Source organism: Providencia sp. SP181 (assembly GCF_050446505.1).
Lineage (GTDB): Bacteria > Pseudomonadota > Gammaproteobacteria > Enterobacterales > Enterobacteriaceae > Providencia > Providencia vermicola.
The window spans coordinates 170,638-187,406 of sequence record NZ_JBBPXM010000006.1 but is presented as its reverse complement, the minus strand read 5'-3'; the positions used below and the strand labels follow the sequence as shown (position 1 = coordinate 187,406).

Below are 16,769 nucleotides of genomic sequence, written 5' to 3'. Positions count from 1 at the left end.
TAATAATGAAAAATACTATTCCAAATTTTGTCGCTCAAGAAGAAACGAATGAATGTGGTTTGGCATGCATTGCGATGTTGGCCCAAACTCAAGGCCTTTCGCTTTCCCTTAATGCATTGAGGGAAGTTCACCCAGCTTCTGATCATGGAACTTCATTGATCGATCTTTCCTCAATTTTAGTAAATTATGGCATTTCAACTACGCCTGTCTTATTTGAGCATGACGAATTAAGTAGCCTGCCGCTTCCTGCGATTTTGCATTATGGCGCAAATCATTTTGTCTTACTTGCTTATCGTAAGGGAAATAATGTTTGTGTAATGAACCCTGCGATAGGGCAGCAATGGTTGCCTTTTTCTGCACTAAAAGCTGAAATTAGCGGTTATGCGCTGATTTTAGAGCCAGATACGGCATTGAAAAAAGTCGAATCACTTTCCTCTGAACAGGCTACAAACAAGGCCTCCACACAGAAAGTACCTCATGCGATGAGTTTGAAAGAAACCGCTAAGGTGCGAGGTATTTATTGGTTAATGACCTTTGTTTTCCTCGTTTCGCTAACATTGTTTTTAATGCCTGCAATGGTGAGTAATGCAATCAACCAAGCATTTTCAGATGCTAAAAATGCAGTGTTTCCTTATGGTTGGTTTATTGTCGCGTTTGTTGTTGCCACGCTACTTGCGCTTGGTGTTCGTATGATAAGCGAACGGTTTGTTAAACACTTTGTGTTAATTAACAGTGGGGTGGGTTTTTCGCGGTTAATGAGTAACCCTTTGCGATTTTTTGAAAAACGTGCACCAGGGGATATTTTCAGTCGTTTTGTTGCTTGGCAGGGCGCATTAACTGAGAAAATTGAGCTTGATAATGGGCTTAGAACTGATTGGATTATTTGCGCCATTGCATTGGGTGTGATGTTTTGGATTGCTCCTGTTCTTGCCGTTATTTCAGCGGCAGGGGTGACCGTGATGGGGCTCATTAGTGTATGGGCAATTATTCGCGATCGTTGGTACACCCAGCAATTACAGCTTAAAGCTGCTGAGCTTAATGACTTTTTTATGGAAACCTTACAGGGTATTTTGACCATAAAAACAGCAGGTATCGAAGAGCAACGTAAGGCGCAATTTGCGTGGCTAAGCCGTGAATTGTTTACCTGCATGCAGCGTCGAAATGTGTACCAACAAATTAAAGATGGTATTTACCAGCTAACAGGTAGCCTCGAAATGGTTATTTTTATGTTGGTTGTGCTGCCGATGGTTGCTAATGACCTGATTTCCTTAGGTGATTTTTTTGCTTATAGCTTTTTACGTCAAATTTTCACTACCTATGTTACTCGAATTTTTTATGCGATTATCCACAAATCTCAGCTGCATATTATTGATACACGCGCTCACTCTTTATTTCCTCAAAAAAGTGAGGAAAGCACGGTCTCACCTCAAACAATATCACCAGCAGGTAGAGTAGCCCCGAACCTTACCTTCGAAAACATTCATTTTAGCTATGACCCATCGAAGCCAATATTAAATGATATCTCGCTAGATTTGCCATCAGGTGCTCAAGTCGCCATTGTGGGTGAGTCTGGGGCGGGTAAAAGTACCTTGTTGAGAATTATTGCAGGGCTATTTAGAGCTCAGAAAGGAAAATGTTTGTCAAATGAAGAGGTTTTAAGTGTACAACAGCTTACGCAACTTGTTTGTTTACAAAGCCAAGAGGATATTTTATTCAATGCAACTGTGTTAGATAACATCACGTTGTTTGACCCTAACTTCCGCGAAAAAGACCGAAAAACGGTCGAAAACCTACTCAATAAACTGGCGTTAGGCACAGTGGTAAGCCAGTTACCAGGCAGTTTAAATGCGTTGATTAGGGAAAGCCATTCTGCACTTTCTCTTGGGCAACGCCAACGTTTGTTGCTAGCTCGTTCACTTTATAGTTCTCGCCCAATTCTTTTACTGGATGAACCTACCGCAAACTTAGATGAAGAAACGGCAAAAATCGTTATAGAAACAATTCAGGAACATTGCCTAAAAACAGGGAAAACCCTCATTGTTGTGACACATAGTGAGGAAATCACGACAAGATTTGATTCAATTTATCGAATTACTGCGGGTGAATTACATAAAAAAGTATCAATCAGAAATGATGGTGGTAATCGTGAGGACGCACCTCAGCCTACAACGTCTTTGCTTGCTAGCATAGGAGAGCTTTGATTATGACTTCTCCCCGCATTAAGCCGACATTTTTACACTTATTTATGCGAGCTCGTGTTTGGATTGGTCTCATTGCATTGTTACTTGTCATTGTGTTGACGAGCCTTGCTTGGCAAGCACCGACAGAACCCGCACAAAGTAGAGTCATTCTTTCGGTTGATCGGGGGGATATTGAAAAAGTGGTCATGGTGACTGGCACACTAAAACCGTCTATTCAAGTGAATGTGGGGGCTCAGGTTAATGGGCAAATTAAAGAATTATTTGTAAAGCAAGGTGATAGAGTCAGAAAAGGGCAGTTATTAGCCGAAATAGACCCAACAATTCAGCAATCTGAGCTTAAAAATGCGACTGCACGCCTATTGAGCGCACAAGCGCAAAAGCGCGCAGCAGAAGCAACGTTAATTCAATACATTAAAGCTTATCAGCGCCAGATAATCATGCAGCGCGACGGTTCTGGCATTCGCAGTGAATATGAGCAAGCGCAAGCGCAATATGAAGCACAATTACAGCAAGTTAGCGTTAATGAAGCGTTAATCACACAATCAGAAATGGATGTGCAAACGGCTCAGGCTAACTTGAACTTTACCCGCATTATGGCTCCAATTAATGGAGAAGTACTGGGTATTGTTGCAAATGAGGGGCAAACCATCGTTTCCTCACAAACGGCACCTACGATCTTGGTGCTGGCTAATTTAGATAAGATGCAAGTACAAACCCGCATTTCAGAAGCGGATATTCAAAAAATTCAACCTGGTCAGCCACTGACATTCTATGTAATTGCAAATCCTGAGAAACAATACGAAAGCACCATGGGGTACGTGCAACCTATTCCGCCCGAAGCCCTTGATGAGCGGAATAATAATTCAGCTGGTCAGCAAAATAGCGCGATTTATTATAATGGAACATTTGAGGTTGATAACACCGACCGCGCATTAAAAACGTCGATGACCGCACAGGTTTTTATTCGTGTTGCCCAAGCTAAAAATGCGCTGCGTTTACCCGTGAGTGCGTTAGGTCGTTCTCTGGGTCTTAACCAATATGAAGTCATTGTTATCAAAAATGAAATAACAGAAGCTCGAACCGTCAAAGTAGGTATAAATGATCGCCATTTTGTTGAGATTCTGGAGGGTATCGCTGAAGGTGAGCAAGTTGTTGTTCAACAAGAGAAAATAGCGAGTTAATCATGAAGATAATATCACCAACGTTATCTTCATCTCGCCCTCTAATTGAACTTCACCATGTTTATCGTGAGTTTTCGGCTGGAACACAAATCATCCCTGTATTGAATGATATAACACTATCGATAAATCAAGGGGAAATGGTTGCCATTATTGGAGCCTCTGGCTCTGGTAAATCAACTTTGATGAATATTATTGGCTGTTTAGATAAACCGTCTCGTGGCGAAGTTTTTATCAATGGTATCCCTGTTCATGAGGCGACCAGTGAGCAGCTTGCTGAGCTGCGTAGCCAATATCTTGGGTTTATTTTCCAGCGATATCATTTGATGCCTTATCTCAGTGCTGAAGAAAACATTGCCATTCCAGCGCTGTACACCGCAATGCCTGAAGATGAGCGTGTGCAGCGAATTCAACTTTTAGCTGATAAGCTCGGTTTACAATCTCGTTTGAACCATAAGCCATATCAATTATCTGGAGGGCAACAACAACGGGTCAGTGTGTGCCGTGCATTAATTAATGGCGCACAAGTCATTTTAGCGGATGAACCAACGGGCGCTTTGGATAGCTCGAGTGGGCATGCATTAATGAATATTTTGCATCAACTTCATCAAGACGGCCATACCGTGGTGATTGTGACCCACGATAGAAATATTGCTGAGCAAACTCAACGTATTATCGAAATCAGTGATGGGAAAATTGTCGCCGATAATCAAAACCTTTCACAAGCGCAGGCACGTGCTAAGCATAATCTTCCTTCTGTTAAAGATAATGGTCGGGCATCACTTTGGCGTGGTATTTATGAGTCGATTCGTATGGCTTGGCGGGCATTATTAGGGCACCGAATGCGCGCTTTTTTATCAATGCTGGGCATTATTATTGGCATCTCTTCTGTTGTGTCATCAATGGCGGTCGGTGAAGGCGCAAGACGTGCCATTATGGATGAAATTGGTAAGTTAGGCAGCACAACGCTTGAAATTCGCCCAGGTACTGGATGGGGGGCAAAGCGGCCAGATATGGAACGCGCGTTATCATTAAATGATATTAAAAGCCTAAAACAGCTCTCATGGATTGAGTCTATTTCGCCAGTTGTCAGCAGCATGACAGTAGCTATCAATAAAGGGCTCGATTACTCCATCATGCTAAATGGTGTTTCTGATGAATACTTTGCAGCTCAAGGTATTCAAATGTTGTCTGGAAATCAATTTAGTGTGTTAGATGTGAATGACAGTGAGCCTGTTATTGTGCTGGATGATGCTAGTCGGGATATTTTATTTGCACCCGATGAAGAGCCTTTAGGCCAAATTGTCCAAATTGGTAGTTCACCTTGGCGGATCATTGGAATTGCGCGTAAACCAGGCCCGAAAATGTCCAGCGGATATGTTATGGGATGGGCTCCTTACTCGGCTCTTCAGCAGCGAGTTCTCGGTGATAAACCTATTGAATATATCACATTACGTTTTCCCGAAATGTTAGCCGCTAAACAAGTAGAAGTGCAGGTCGAAAAGCATTTACTGCGTGAACATGGAAAAAAAGACTTTTTTATTCAGTCTGATGACCAACTGGCTAGCGCGCTACAAAAAACCTCTGATTCCATGTCATTACTGATCACGTCGATTGCAGCCATCTCCTTATTAGTGGGAGGGGTGGGTGTTATGAATATTATGCTGGTTTCAGTTACAGAGCGAACTCACGAAATAGGTATCCGCCTTTCAGTGGGAGCGAGACCTGCGGATATCATGAACCAATTTCTAATTGAAGCCGTCATGATCTGTGCGTTAGGAGGGCTCATTGGGATTATAGGCTCGTGGTTAGCAGGTGGCATTTTTGCGTACATCACGACTGAATTTACCATGGTATTCACACTGTTACCCGTGTTATTTGCTTGTGGTTTCTCTGCGCTAATTGGCTTAGTTTTTGGTTATTTCCCAGCACGTAGGGCAGCCAAGCTTAACCCAACGGAGGCATTAGCACGGGAATGAAAATAAAATCGCCTTATTTTGGTTCAGTGGTACTTTTTATCTGTTTACTCAGTGGGTGTGGGAACTTTACCCGCTCCGAGTACCAACGTCCTGAACTTATTCTACCTCAGCAATGGGATGATAAAATTCAGCGTTCATCAAGTGCGAATGATGTTATGCCATCTGACCTGCAGAGAAATACAGTAGGGCGTTGGTGGGAGAATTTTAATGATCCCAAGCTATCCCAATTGATTAATCAAGTTTTAGAAAATAACAATGATTTAGCATTAGCCGCAATTAAATTAAAGCTGGCTCGCAATACGGCAGGTTTAGCAAATACCAATATAACGCCTGATTTTTCATTAGGGGGATCTGCGAGTAACTCAAAATCAATTCGCCATGGCAACTCATCACAAGAAAGTTATAGTGCAGACTTAACATTAAGTTATGAGATTGATTTATGGGGTAAATTAGCACGTGTTCGTGAGAAAAATGCATGGGAGGCCGTCGCTACTGAACAAGATTACCATGCAACGACACTTGTGATAATCAACACAACGGCACAGCTCTATTGGAATATTGCGCTATTAAATCAACAGATAAAAAACCTAACGGCAAGTCAGGAAATTGCACAGAAAAGCCAGCAACTCATTCAGTCTTGGTATTTAGCTGGGAAAGTAAGCCAATTAGATTTATTGCAATCAGAACAAACGCTAATTAGTCGTAAGAATGAATTACGTCAGCTTATCAAGGAACGTGAGAACTCACGTAATGCCTTAGCACTGTTGTTAAATCGCCCTGCAGAGCAGCATGTGAGTGAATTATCTTCTCTTAATAGTGACCTGCGAGTTGAGATTCAGGGAATGACCCCTTTGGCGGTATTAGCACAACGCCCAGATATTCAAGCCGCAGAGTCACGTTTGCGCTCTGCACTTGCTGATTCAGATGCTGCGAAGTTGAGTTTCTATCCTACGCTATCTCTTCAAGGTGCGCTTAACGCAGGAAGCCAGTTATTTTCTCAATGGTTTAGTGACCCCTCTCGAGTTATTGGCAGCAGCATCTCTCTCCCCTTTATTCAATGGAATACCGTAAAACTAACTATTGAACAGTCAGATTTGCAGGTGCAACAAGCGGCAGTGTCATTTCGAAGCACAGCTTATAGCGCACTCGCTGAAATTGATAATGCCATGGAGGCGCGTTTTACTGCAGATGAAATACGGACACAGTTACAGCAGTCATTATCCCTTAGCCAGCAAAGATTAAAGCTCACGGGAAACCGTTATCGCGCTGGCGCTGTTGACTATCAAACACTACTTAATGCGCAGGATGATTTGTTATCCATCGAAAACTCATTAGCGCAAAACCAATACGATTATCTTTATGCAACGTTGCAACTTTGGCTAGCACAAGGTGGTGGTAGCGTTCATCACGAGGACAACCAATCATGAACCAAAAGACCCAATTAAAACGCGTTGTTGTGACAGGATATGGCGCTGTCACTCCCCTTGGTGGAACCGCGCAAGTATGTTGGCAAGCTATCATGGATAAGCAATTAGGATACCGTTACGTGGATAAAACGGATAAAAATATTCACAGCCACTTTTTGGGATTAATTGATAATGAACCCAATTTAAAAGGTGTTCCTGCCGCCATTCGCCGTCGGTTACCACGGCATACCCGCCTAGCATTAGGTGCAGCTCGAGAAGCCATGGAAATGGCATTTTCAGGGAATTCACCATCAGAATTTTATGACCCTCTCATGTGTGGTGTGATTATGGGAACTGGATGGGCAGGTTTAGATGAAAGTTATATGTCGGTGAGTGAGTTTGATGCGACAGGCATGACATCGCCATTCAACTGTTTTTATGCGATGCCAAATGTCACAACAGCGGCATGCAGCCAATTTTGGAATTTACGAGGATATCAAAATACGACAATAGCCGCATGTGCCACAGGGACTATCGCGATTGGGGATGCGTTTGAAGTGATCCGCAATGGTAGGGCTTCCATGATGTTAGCGGGGGCGGGGGAATCATTACGTACAGATTGCGCTGTGTGGAATATTGACGTGTTAGGTGCTTTAACACGAGAGAAAACAGACCCTACGCGTGCCAGTTGCCCATTTAGTGCAGAGCGCAGCGGGTTCGTATTATCTGAAGGTGCTGCGGTCGTATGCTTAGAAGAGCGTGACAGTGCAATTGCCCGAGGGGCGGTGATATTGGGTGAAATTACTGGGTATGCAAATTATTCAGATGCATTTGATTTTACCTCACCTGCAGAGGACTGCGTAGCTCGCGTTAAAACGATAGAAATGGCGTTACAGCAAGCGAAGATCTCGCCTGCGTCATTAGATTATATCAATGCCCATGGTACCTCGACGACGTTGAATGATTTGAATGAAACGGAATCGCTTAAAAAAGCCTTAGGGGCAGCCGCTTACGATATCCCAATATCCAGCACTAAATCATATAGTGGGCACTTAATCGCGGCAGCGGGGAGTTTTGAAACTATCATTTGCTTACAAGCGATGGAACATGACGTGATGCCCGCAACCGCAAACCTCCATACCCCTGATCCACAATGCGATCTTGATTATATTCCGAATGACCACCGTTTCAAAAAAGTAGAAAGGGCGTTGAATCTCAGTTTTGGTTTTGGCGGTGCAAATGCGGCGCTGATATTGGAGAGCGCGAAATGAGAGCGTTGTATTACACATTAGCTGATGCAGCTGGGTGGGCGAAATTTTCTGGAGACTATAACCCGATTCATTTTGATCTTAAGTGGGTGCAATCGGCTGGTGGGGAACAATTAAGCGTCCATGGAATGCGGGCATTGCTTGATGCGAAACAATTTGCAAGTGAGCGATTTCTTCACGGCTCACAAGATGCTCAGCAGAGAACAAAATCAGCGTTTGTTAAATGTGCGGTACGGCTAAGAAGTCCATTATGGAATGATAAATCCTATGATTTAGTCGCGCGTAATAAAGCGGGTTCAGTCGCTATTTTATCTACAGAAGAGCAGCAAAATTGCCTAACTTGTCAATTATCCCCAGTTGATGGCTTAAACACTAACGTGTTGGATTGGGGGGCGCATATTTCTTCAGAGGAGATGGCGAAATTACAGCTATCTTTTCCGCTTTATCCAACAGAGATGTATGAGTGGCAATTTATAGATGCAATTTTATTTCAATATTTGATACATGATAATTCATTATTAAAACAAAAAGATATCTCGAAATGGTTATCCGAAGGAGCAACCCTAAAAGATATTTTTTCCCGCTACCCCATCGTACAAACACATCAGGAAGTGATTTTTGATAGAGATCTTCTTAAGAAGTGGTCTCCGATAAAGGAACCTAAGCCGATGCAGATACACATTCTACCTGCATTAGTGATGGGGGATTTAGATGGTGGGCTATTAATTAATATCAATATTATTGGTCGTTATGACAATAAATTAATCAGTAATTTAATAACGTTAAAAGTGAATGCGTTAAATTGATAACAGTGGAAGGATAAAAAAATGAGCCAATATCAAACAATTTATAACAAAATTAGCGAAATGATCTGCGATGCAAAAGATTTAGAAAGCGAAGAGGTGAATGAGAACCTCACATTAGTTCAATTAGAATTTGATAGCCTCGATTATGTTGAATTAATGGTACTGGTAAAACGTGATTTTAATGTTGCGTTAGACGCTGATTTTTTCATTCAGCATCCAAATCTTTCAATTAAAGAACTTTGTGAACATATTGATAAGGAGTCTGAATCCTAAATGGAAAACCATAAGTGGGTGTTAGTCACTGGTGGAAGCCGGGGAATTGGTCAGGCATTAGTCGCTGAATTATCACATAACTGGAATGTTATCTTCACTGGACGTAGTACTGAAAGTATAGCGAGTACGCTTTCTTTACTCGAAAATAGACGTCCAAATAGATGGATAAAAGGGTTTCAATGTGATGGTAAAGATGGGCAGCAAGTCGATGTGTTGTCTCAATCTTTATTGGATAAATTTGGCGCCCCAGCCGCCATTATACATAACGCAGGTATTACTCGAGATGCATTGCATATTCATCAGGATGGGGATATTTGGCGAGATGTTTTAGATAATAACTTGATTTGCATTGTGAATTGGAACCGCAAATTGGTACCTGCGATGTTAATGACGAATTCAGGTTCTATTGTATTGATGTCATCGGTTACTGGGTTAAAAGGGAATGTTGGGCAAACGGCTTATGCAGCAAGTAAGGCGGCGATGATGGGGATGGCTCGCTCTTTAGCGCATGAAGTTGGGCGGTTTGGTTTACGGGTAAATTGCCTTGCGCCAGGGTTGATTGAGAGTGATATGACGCGAGCGATGCCTGAAGCGAAATTAAAATCGATGTGTAAAAATATTCCGTTACGCCGCTTAGGCCAGCCACAAGAAGTTGCCAAAATGGTAGAGTTTCTGATTGGTGACAATAGCCAATATTTGACAGGGCAAACATTGGTGCTTGATGGCGGCCTAACTGCATAATTAACAGAGAGTTAATGGATATACTATAAAATTAACTCTCTGTATTAATTCAACCATAGATAGTGAATGTGTGTTGGTGTTATTTTTAATTTTATTAATGCTCACTTTTTTGATTTTTCAAATAAATCCACCAGTAGGTAATCCCCACGAGTACGCCACCACCAATAATATTGCCAATGGTGACAGGGATAAGGTTGTCGGTAATAAAATTGTTGACGGTTAAAGCAGGGAAGCTATCAGCGGAACTGTGGATTGCATTCCAAAATGTGTCGGGAGCAAAGTTGCGTATGACAATGGCTAAGGGAATAAGAAACATATTGGCGATGCTGTGCTCAAAGCCACTGGCGACAAACATGCCGATCGGCAGCGTCAAAGCGACAATTTTGTCGGTCAAAGAGTGACCAGAATAACTTAACCAAACCGCAAGACAGACCATCAAGTTGCACAGTGTGCCAAGGCAAACGGCCTCAACAAACGTATGGTGCATTTTATGGTCAGCCGTTTGCAAAACATTCAGTCCCCACAGGCCATTACTGTTCATTAATTGGCCTGAAAACCAGATAAGCGCGACAAAGAAAATTGCGCCAACAAAGTTACCAAGATAAACCAATATCCAATTACCAATCAATTGCTTATACGTAATTAAATTGCTGGCTTTTGCCATAACGGTGAGGACTGTTGAGGTGAAAAGATCGGCTCCACATACCACCACTAAAATCAGCCCTAATGAGAAGCAAAGCCCTCCTGCTAATTTAGTGAGTGAATTTGCGGGAACGGCGCCTGTCGTAACCGTGATATAGAACGTAAATGCGATAGAAATAAAAATACCAGCCATAATCGCTAAAAAAAAGCTAATATCCTTTTTTTTGCTGACTTTATAAAGGCCTGCTTGCTCTGCGACTTTAGCCATTTCCGCAGGGAGACGTAAGTCAAAGATATTATTGTCTTTCATGAGATGCTCCTTGGATAGTGCTATGAATAGAGGTCATTACAAAATAAATGCATAACCTATGCCAAGGTTGAACGAGTTTTATCATTAGAAAAGAATAATGAGTAGCCATTAATTTAGTGGGCTTATCTTTTTGTGATACAATTATTGCGCACAACATGGTGTATGTTGTATAAAAAATTGTCTCTTTTAATTCTTATTTTGATCCATTTAAACTGGATAAATCAGCAATGAACATTAGTCAGCTAAAAAGTTTTGTTGAGGTGGTAAGAAGTGATTTTAATATCACTAATGCCGCTGAGAAAATGTATACCTCGCAACCTACAGTGAGTAAGCAGCTTAAACTATTGGAAGATGAGCTGAATGTTTCTTTATTTAATCGGAAAAATAATAACTTACTTTCATTAAGCCCGATTGGAGAACAAGTTCACCAAGTGGCCTGCGATATTTTGGCGCAGTTTGATAAAATTAAAAATATTGTTTCCCACGAAGACACGACGATTAAACAAAATCTGCATATTGCCACGACACATACACAAATCCGCTATAAATTGCCAAAGGTGATTGAGCGCTTTAATGCACGTTACCCCAATATTTCCCTGCATTTTCATCAAGGTGCGCCAGCGCAGTTAGCAGAAATGGTTAACAATGGGGATGTGGATTTTGCTATCGCAACAGAATCGATGCACCTTTACGATGACTTATTAGCCTTGCCTTGCTACCAGTGGTCACGTAGCGTTATCGTTCCCCATGATCACCCACTTGCACAGTGTGAAAAATTAACGATTGAGGAACTTGCTCAATACCCACTAATTACCTATGTGTTTGGTTTTACAGGTCAATCAAAGCTCGACCAAGTTTTCTATCAAAATAAATTAACGCCAAATGTTGTATTAACGGCAGTTGATACAGAAATTATTAAATACTATGTGAAGCACGGAGCAGGGGTTGGTATTATTTCGACCGTTGCTTTTGACCCTGAAGAAGACAGCGAGACATTACGTTGCATTGATATTAGTAATTTAGTGAAGCCAAGTTATACACATGTTTGTATTAGTCGACATATGCACCTGAAAGACTATATGTATGACTTTATTTCCAGCTATGCCCCTCACCTTGATTTAAATTATATTCACCAATCTGCGCAATGGGTTCCAACGGATAAAAACGAGCGTGACGAGCTCTATCGCTCACTACCTGAACTCTAAGAAAAAAGCCGAATAATTTAGATTATTCGGCTTTAGATTACTGTGTGTATTATTTTAGTTTTAACGTGTCGCGATATTAATAAAAATCTGAGCGCCAATTAACAGACAGTCATCGTCGACAAAATAGGGATTGGCGTGCAGATAGTTATTGATGCCTTTTGCTTGGTTACCGCTACCTAAAAAGTACATGGCGCCAAGTTTATCTTTTGTGGCATTGACCATAAAACTGAAGTCTTCGCTTCCTGTCATTGGCTTGCCATTTGACTCAATGTTTTCAATGGGTAAGAATGCCGCCGCTGCATCGTAAATCACTTTAGCGGCTTGTGGGTGGTTTACGACTGCAGGGTAACCACTGCACTCAAGTGTCGTTTTGAAACCGCCAGCTTCACTACGTTCAACAATTTCTTTAAAGCTTGCTTTTAAGATTTTGTCGGTTTCCTCATCCATTGAACGAATGGTTCCACGTGCTTGGACATGATCGGCCAATGCATTTGGAATAGTTCCGCCGTTGATCATGCCGCAGCCAAAGACTGCAGGGCTAAAAGGATCGGTTTTTTTCGCAACAATATAATCCATGTAATCGATAATACGTGTTGCTTCGCGAATGGCATCTAGCCCTTTATGCGGTGTTGAGCCATGTGCGGAAACACCGTGTACATCCAGTGTCCAAGCTGAACCATAAGAGGACATCACGCCAGCGTTAAATTTGATGTTGCCTGTTTCAAATGCCGCATCATTGTGTAAGCCATAAACCTCATCAACGCCATCCATACAGCCCATTTCAACCATTTTATTGGCGCCAGGAACACGCATGTCTTCTTCTGCCATCTGGAAGATAAAACGAACGTTATGGGTCAGTTCATCGCGGTTTTCACTCAGGTATTTTGCCGCGGTCAGTGCGATGGTCATATGGGTATCGTGACCACAGTTGTGGGCACAACCTTCATGAACAGAACTGTGTTCGTTACAGGTTAAATCAGGCATTTCAAGGCCATCGATATCGGTACGATAAGCAATTAAACGCTTAGCAGGGTCAATAATCAGATCAGCGGTAAAACCGGTATAACCTTCAAATAGACGAATGCTGTAGCCAAAACTTTGCATCAGCTCGCGGCAGTATTGCGATGTTTTGAATTCTTGACCTGAGAGTTCAGGGATTTTATGTAAGTCTTGGCGCGTTTTTTTGCTAAATGTCTCAAGCGAAAAGAGTTTTTCACTAATATTGTACTTATTGGTCATTACATTATTTCCCGTATACAGAAAGCAATTTTCATGCTGTTAAAAGGGGCCCTGGTGTAAGCGTGTTCAATTCTTGGTGCTACAATGACATAACATCATTGTCATTTATTTTCAAAATAAGCCAAATTTCAGAAAATATCTGTTAGTGGTTATTATTGATTATTATTGGTTAGCTAGATTTTAACGTTAATATTCAGAAAGTATGCGTGATGGGGATCGTATTTATATCATATCAGTATTTCATGGCTCATGAAGAATTTAGATGGTAAGCAAAAGAAATAAAGTAGAAAAATAAATTTAATTAAAAATGTATTATATATCAGTGTGTTTTGTGGTTTTGTTGTATGGGTTTTAGTGTTTCTTTATATTTTTTAGATGGATTTTCGTTAGGTTTTTATGATTTAAAAACGTTATTTAAAATAAGTTAATTGATTTGATAAATAAAGAATGCTCAATAAAATTAAATATATTTAAAAATAATCGTTGATAACGATAAATAAAAGGAAGGTGAGGAGGAGTGCATAAGAAATACCTCCTAAATATGTAGCTTTTAGCAACATATTTAGGGGGACAAATTAATTTTTAAAGGAGCTGATAAATGCGAGGTATTCTTCTTTGCTCATCAATGGCTTGTAATTATCCATAAGAGCATCAGCGCCAGCAGCATCATCAAACAACAGGTCAATAATGGTCATTGCCATCATTTGAGCAGGACGGATATAGGCCATATCATCATCAAATACCACGTAATCTTTACCATGTAATCCACCGCGAATTGCACCAATCCATGGGTGGCTCACTGGCATGATGTGGGAAAGATCGCCAGTATCTGTGCTACCTGTCATATGTTCTGCAACCCAGACATTGTCTTCACCAATTAAGTCATGAGCATTGTGCTGTAGTAAGTCATTGAGTGTGTCGTTGTTATAAAGTGGCAAATAACCTGGTAAATCTTTTACCTCCACTTCAGCGCCAACAGACATTGCCCCAGCAACCAGTGCACGAGTGATCCGCTCATTAGCATCAACCATCGCAGGGACATTTGAGGCTCTGACATAACTTTCCATCCGCACATCACTTGGCGTGACATTTACTAAATCGCCACCTTGGGTAATGATTGGGTGGAAACGGATATAATCTTTTTCTTGGAAGGTTTCGCGAATCGCATTTACCCCCATAATGCCCATCATGGCCGCATTCAGTGCGTTCACACCTAAATGGGGTGCCGCTGCGGCATGGGAAGATTTACCTTTGTAGTTAATCAGTTTGCCAATAAACCCATTGGTGGTTGTCGACATCTCGATAAAACCGATATCACGCTCAGGCTTAACACTGGTTAAGTGGATTTGCATCGCCATATCCACATCATCAAACTCACCAAGGGAGATTAATTCGGGCTTGCCACCGATATAATTGATTTTTCCTTGTTCAATCAATTTATTGCGGTAGGCAAGCTCGACATATTCCTCAGCGGGAACCGCGAAGGGAACCACGTCCCCCGCGAGGTATTCCATTGCACCTGACTTAACCAGACCAATTGTCACCGCCATCATATTGGCAATTTGCGCATTGTGCCCACAGCAATGAGCCGCGCCTGTGAGGTCATCGGCATCAGGGTGCTCAGCACAAATGATGGCATCTAACTCGCCAATCACGGCAATACTGTGCTTGCTTCCTTTGCCACCTTTTAAGCGTGCTTTAACACCTGTTAGGGCAAGTTGATTGCGGTAGTTTACGCCTAAAGCGGAAAATGCGGCTTCAACTTTTTTTGCTGTTTTGGTTTCTTTATAACCCAGTTCAGGCTCTGCCCAAATATCGTCTGCTAGCTTTTTGATTATGTCTTTGTTAGACGCAATAGCTTCACATACTTTGGCTTTCAATTGGTCTTTGGTCATTGTCATGGTTAATATTTTCCTCTATTTAGATAACGCCACTCCATGAAAGAGTCACTTGACCAATAAGTGCAGCGAATAAGAATGTTCCCGTGAATACCGCCAGTGAAACTGGAATAATCCGCCAAGAGATGGCTTTAAATTTTTCGATATCTTTACCGAGTGAAAGACCTGCAAATGCCAGTACCGTGGTACTAATAACAGCAAGTGAAATTTTGCCTGTCATTGCGATCATTTCTTTATCGTAAGGGAATAATGGTGAACACAGACCCGCAGCAATGAGGGATACCCAGAAAATAACGGGTAATTTACCTAATGGTGGGATTTGTGCGATTAAGTACGCCACAAATGACATACCACCTAAAAGCGCCATCGCGATTAGCGAGTCGCTAAAGACTGCGCCAAAACTACCCCGGCCATAGATTGAACCGCCGAGTGCATCACCCAATGAAGTGAAGATGATAACTAATACGATGATTATTGCAATTTCTGCCATCTTTTTCATGATTTCGTATCCTTATTCTGTATCCGCTGATGCCATTGCACGTTTTCTTTTCAGTTTGTTGTACAAGAAAGAGGCAAAAGGTAAGGAGAAGAAAATGTAGATGTACAGACCTAAAACGGAAGACATCAAGTTTGCGGATGATGAAAATGCTTGGATATCCGCTGCATGTTGAGGGTAAAGTTCGAGTAGCGGTGCAACAGATGCAGCTAACATCGAACCACTACCAACACCAGCGCCCATGGCTAATGCAAGTGGGCTCATAATATCGAGTCCTGCAATAACACTGGCAATAATCCCCATCCAAACTGCACCATATAATGTACCGCAAATGTACATTGCCATGACGCCGCGGCCTTCTGGCGAACTTAAACCGTATTTCGCTTCGATGATGGCGATGTTTGGTTCGCGACCTATCGAATAGGTTGCTCCGACGGCTTCACGTCCCATACCTAACATAATGGCGAGCGGTAAACCGAGCAGAATAGTACCGATAAAGTGGCCAACTTCCTGAAGGATCAGCGCGCCACCTGCCTGAATAATTTTTTCCCAAGATGCACCAACAGAGGTGCTTAATTTTGCAATTAAGATAACTAACGCGACACTCATAATTGAGCTAGCACGTGCCATGTTTTGTTCATTAAGAATTTTGAATTTTGGGAAACTGACAATACCACCCATCAACATGGAATAAAGCATTGGAAAAACCATCACGAGACTGATTTTAATTTGCCCTATTGCTTCTGAAAGAAGAATGATAAGTAAGCTAACCAAAAGCAACTTACTATCTTTTAATATACCCATAGTGTTACCTTTCATTGGAAATGTTTTTAAGAGTAATTCGTATATATTTATAATAAAAAGCATTATTTGCGTATTCATACTATCCACGAAACTATTTTCCTGACAATATTCCGAAAAAGTCTCAGGCATGCCTAAAAGGCATGGTTAAAAATCATAAATTAATATTTATTAATAAATTAAAATAAAGAGAATTATTCTCAATTGTGTTTTTGGTAATATTCTTTTATTTTTCATCGAGATATAAAATTATGTTAATTTTTTAACATGTTGTTTCATAAGTGTTTTTGATTGCTTGCTGAATTTTAGTAAAAAACCGTTAATTT

Annotated in this window: 14 protein-coding genes; 9 read left to right on the top strand and 5 right to left on the bottom strand. The window is 41.4% G+C overall.

All coding sequences use genetic code 11. From position 1 onward, the window contains the following. Positions 1-5 precede the first annotated feature (5 nt). The 8 genes from AABS66_RS12365 to AABS66_RS12330 are packed head-to-tail and all read left to right on the top strand — an operon-like array spanning position 6 to position 9,852. Positions 6-2,201 carry a peptidase domain-containing ABC transporter gene (locus AABS66_RS12365; RefSeq protein WP_430224979.1) on the top strand — a complete coding sequence of 732 codons (2,196 nt, stop codon included), beginning with the start codon at positions 6-8 and terminating at the stop codon, positions 2,199-2,201. Between the two features lie 2 nt (positions 2,202-2,203). Beyond that, entirely contained in the window at positions 2,204-3,382 is a 1,179-nt protein-coding gene (locus AABS66_RS12360; RefSeq protein ID WP_430224978.1) for an efflux RND transporter periplasmic adaptor subunit, read from the top strand. A 2-nt stretch (positions 3,383-3,384) separates the two neighbouring features. After that, the gene (locus AABS66_RS12355; protein ID WP_430224977.1) at positions 3,385-5,358 is read left to right on the top strand and encodes an ABC transporter permease; all 1,974 of its coding nucleotides are present in this window, start codon (positions 3,385-3,387) and stop codon (positions 5,356-5,358) included. After that, on the top strand, positions 5,355-6,785 hold the full coding sequence (locus tag AABS66_RS12350; RefSeq protein ID WP_206082829.1) for an efflux transporter outer membrane subunit: 1,431 nt from the start codon (positions 5,355-5,357) through the stop codon (positions 6,783-6,785). The genes AABS66_RS12355 and AABS66_RS12350 overlap by 4 nt, the downstream gene beginning before the upstream one ends. Then, positions 6,782-8,035 carry a beta-ketoacyl-[acyl-carrier-protein] synthase family protein gene (locus AABS66_RS12345; RefSeq protein ID WP_430224976.1) on the top strand — a complete coding sequence of 418 codons (1,254 nt, stop codon included), beginning with the start codon at positions 6,782-6,784 and terminating at the stop codon, positions 8,033-8,035. The genes AABS66_RS12350 and AABS66_RS12345 overlap by 4 nt, the downstream gene beginning before the upstream one ends. After that, entirely contained in the window at positions 8,032-8,838 is an 807-nt protein-coding gene (locus AABS66_RS12340; protein ID WP_430224975.1) for a protein dehydratase, read from the top strand. Before AABS66_RS12345 ends, AABS66_RS12340 begins: the two co-directional genes overlap by 4 nt. A 21-nt stretch (positions 8,839-8,859) precedes the next feature. Continuing rightward, on the top strand, positions 8,860-9,111 hold the full coding sequence (locus AABS66_RS12335) for an acyl carrier protein (RefSeq protein WP_206082826.1): 252 nt from the start codon (positions 8,860-8,862) through the stop codon (positions 9,109-9,111). Beyond that, complete coding sequence (locus tag AABS66_RS12330) at positions 9,112-9,852, top strand: SDR family oxidoreductase (RefSeq protein ID WP_206082825.1); 741 nt, start codon at positions 9,112-9,114, stop codon at positions 9,850-9,852. A 94-nt stretch (positions 9,853-9,946) separates the two neighbouring features. On the opposite strand, the gene focA is transcribed toward AABS66_RS12330, so the two are convergent. Then, positions 9,947-10,804: a formate transporter FocA gene (gene focA / locus AABS66_RS12325; RefSeq protein ID WP_272539063.1), complete on the bottom strand. Its 858-nt coding sequence runs from the start codon at positions 10,802-10,804 to the stop codon at positions 9,947-9,949. A gap of 227 nt (positions 10,805-11,031) precedes the next feature. On the opposite strand from focA, the gene AABS66_RS12320 reads away from it, so the two are divergent. Continuing rightward, positions 11,032-12,009, top strand: coding sequence for a LysR substrate-binding domain-containing protein (locus AABS66_RS12320; RefSeq protein ID WP_206082823.1), 978 nt, complete (start codon positions 11,032-11,034; stop codon positions 12,007-12,009). 60 nt (positions 12,010-12,069) lie between these two features. Here AABS66_RS12320 and AABS66_RS12315 read toward each other — a convergent pair whose 3' ends face one another. The 4 genes from AABS66_RS12315 to AABS66_RS12300 all read right to left on the bottom strand — a co-directional run bounded on the left by AABS66_RS12315 (position 12,070) and on the right by AABS66_RS12300 (position 16,446). Next, on the bottom strand, positions 12,070-13,248 hold the full coding sequence (locus tag AABS66_RS12315) for a M20 metallopeptidase family protein (RefSeq protein ID WP_206082822.1): 1,179 nt from the start codon (positions 13,246-13,248) through the stop codon (positions 12,070-12,072). Positions 13,249-13,823: 575 nt separating this feature from the next. Next, on the bottom strand, positions 13,824-15,149 hold the full coding sequence (locus AABS66_RS12310; protein ID WP_206082821.1) for an amidohydrolase: 1,326 nt from the start codon (positions 15,147-15,149) through the stop codon (positions 13,824-13,826). A 19-nt stretch (positions 15,150-15,168) separates the two neighbouring features. Beyond that, entirely contained in the window at positions 15,169-15,645 is a 477-nt protein-coding gene (locus AABS66_RS12305; RefSeq protein ID WP_219246199.1) for a hypothetical protein, read from the bottom strand. 12 nt (positions 15,646-15,657) lie between these two features. Further along, positions 15,658-16,446 carry a DUF3100 domain-containing protein gene (locus AABS66_RS12300; protein WP_206082819.1) on the bottom strand — a complete coding sequence of 263 codons (789 nt, stop codon included), beginning with the start codon at positions 16,444-16,446 and terminating at the stop codon, positions 15,658-15,660. Positions 16,447-16,769: the final 323 nt, after the last annotated feature.

Excerpts from the sequence above, each read along its gene's own strand:
- AABS66_RS12365 (WP_430224979.1), top strand. The coding sequence starts at position 6 with ATGAAAAATACTATTCCAAATTTTGTCGCTCAAGAAGAAACGAATGAA.
- AABS66_RS12360 (WP_430224978.1), top strand. The coding sequence starts at position 2,204 with ATGACTTCTCCCCGCATTAAGCCGACATTTTTACACTTATTTATGCGA.
- AABS66_RS12355 (WP_430224977.1), top strand. The coding sequence starts at position 3,385 with ATGAAGATAATATCACCAACGTTATCTTCATCTCGCCCTCTAATTGAA.
- AABS66_RS12350 (WP_206082829.1), top strand. The coding sequence starts at position 5,355 with ATGAAAATAAAATCGCCTTATTTTGGTTCAGTGGTACTTTTTATCTGT.
- AABS66_RS12345 (WP_430224976.1), top strand. The coding sequence starts at position 6,782 with ATGAACCAAAAGACCCAATTAAAACGCGTTGTTGTGACAGGATATGGC.
- AABS66_RS12340 (WP_430224975.1), top strand. The coding sequence starts at position 8,032 with ATGAGAGCGTTGTATTACACATTAGCTGATGCAGCTGGGTGGGCGAAA.
- AABS66_RS12335 (WP_206082826.1), top strand. The coding sequence starts at position 8,860 with ATGAGCCAATATCAAACAATTTATAACAAAATTAGCGAAATGATCTGC.
- AABS66_RS12330 (WP_206082825.1), top strand. The coding sequence starts at position 9,112 with ATGGAAAACCATAAGTGGGTGTTAGTCACTGGTGGAAGCCGGGGAATT.
- focA (WP_272539063.1), bottom strand. The coding sequence starts at position 10,804 with ATGAAAGACAATAATATCTTTGACTTACGTCTCCCTGCGGAAATGGCT.
- AABS66_RS12320 (WP_206082823.1), top strand. The coding sequence starts at position 11,032 with ATGAACATTAGTCAGCTAAAAAGTTTTGTTGAGGTGGTAAGAAGTGAT.
- AABS66_RS12315 (WP_206082822.1), bottom strand. The coding sequence starts at position 13,248 with ATGACCAATAAGTACAATATTAGTGAAAAACTCTTTTCGCTTGAGACA.
- AABS66_RS12310 (WP_206082821.1), bottom strand. The coding sequence starts at position 15,149 with ATGACAATGACCAAAGACCAATTGAAAGCCAAAGTATGTGAAGCTATT.
- AABS66_RS12305 (WP_219246199.1), bottom strand. The coding sequence starts at position 15,645 with ATGAAAAAGATGGCAGAAATTGCAATAATCATCGTATTAGTTATCATC.
- AABS66_RS12300 (WP_206082819.1), bottom strand. The coding sequence starts at position 16,446 with ATGGGTATATTAAAAGATAGTAAGTTGCTTTTGGTTAGCTTACTTATC.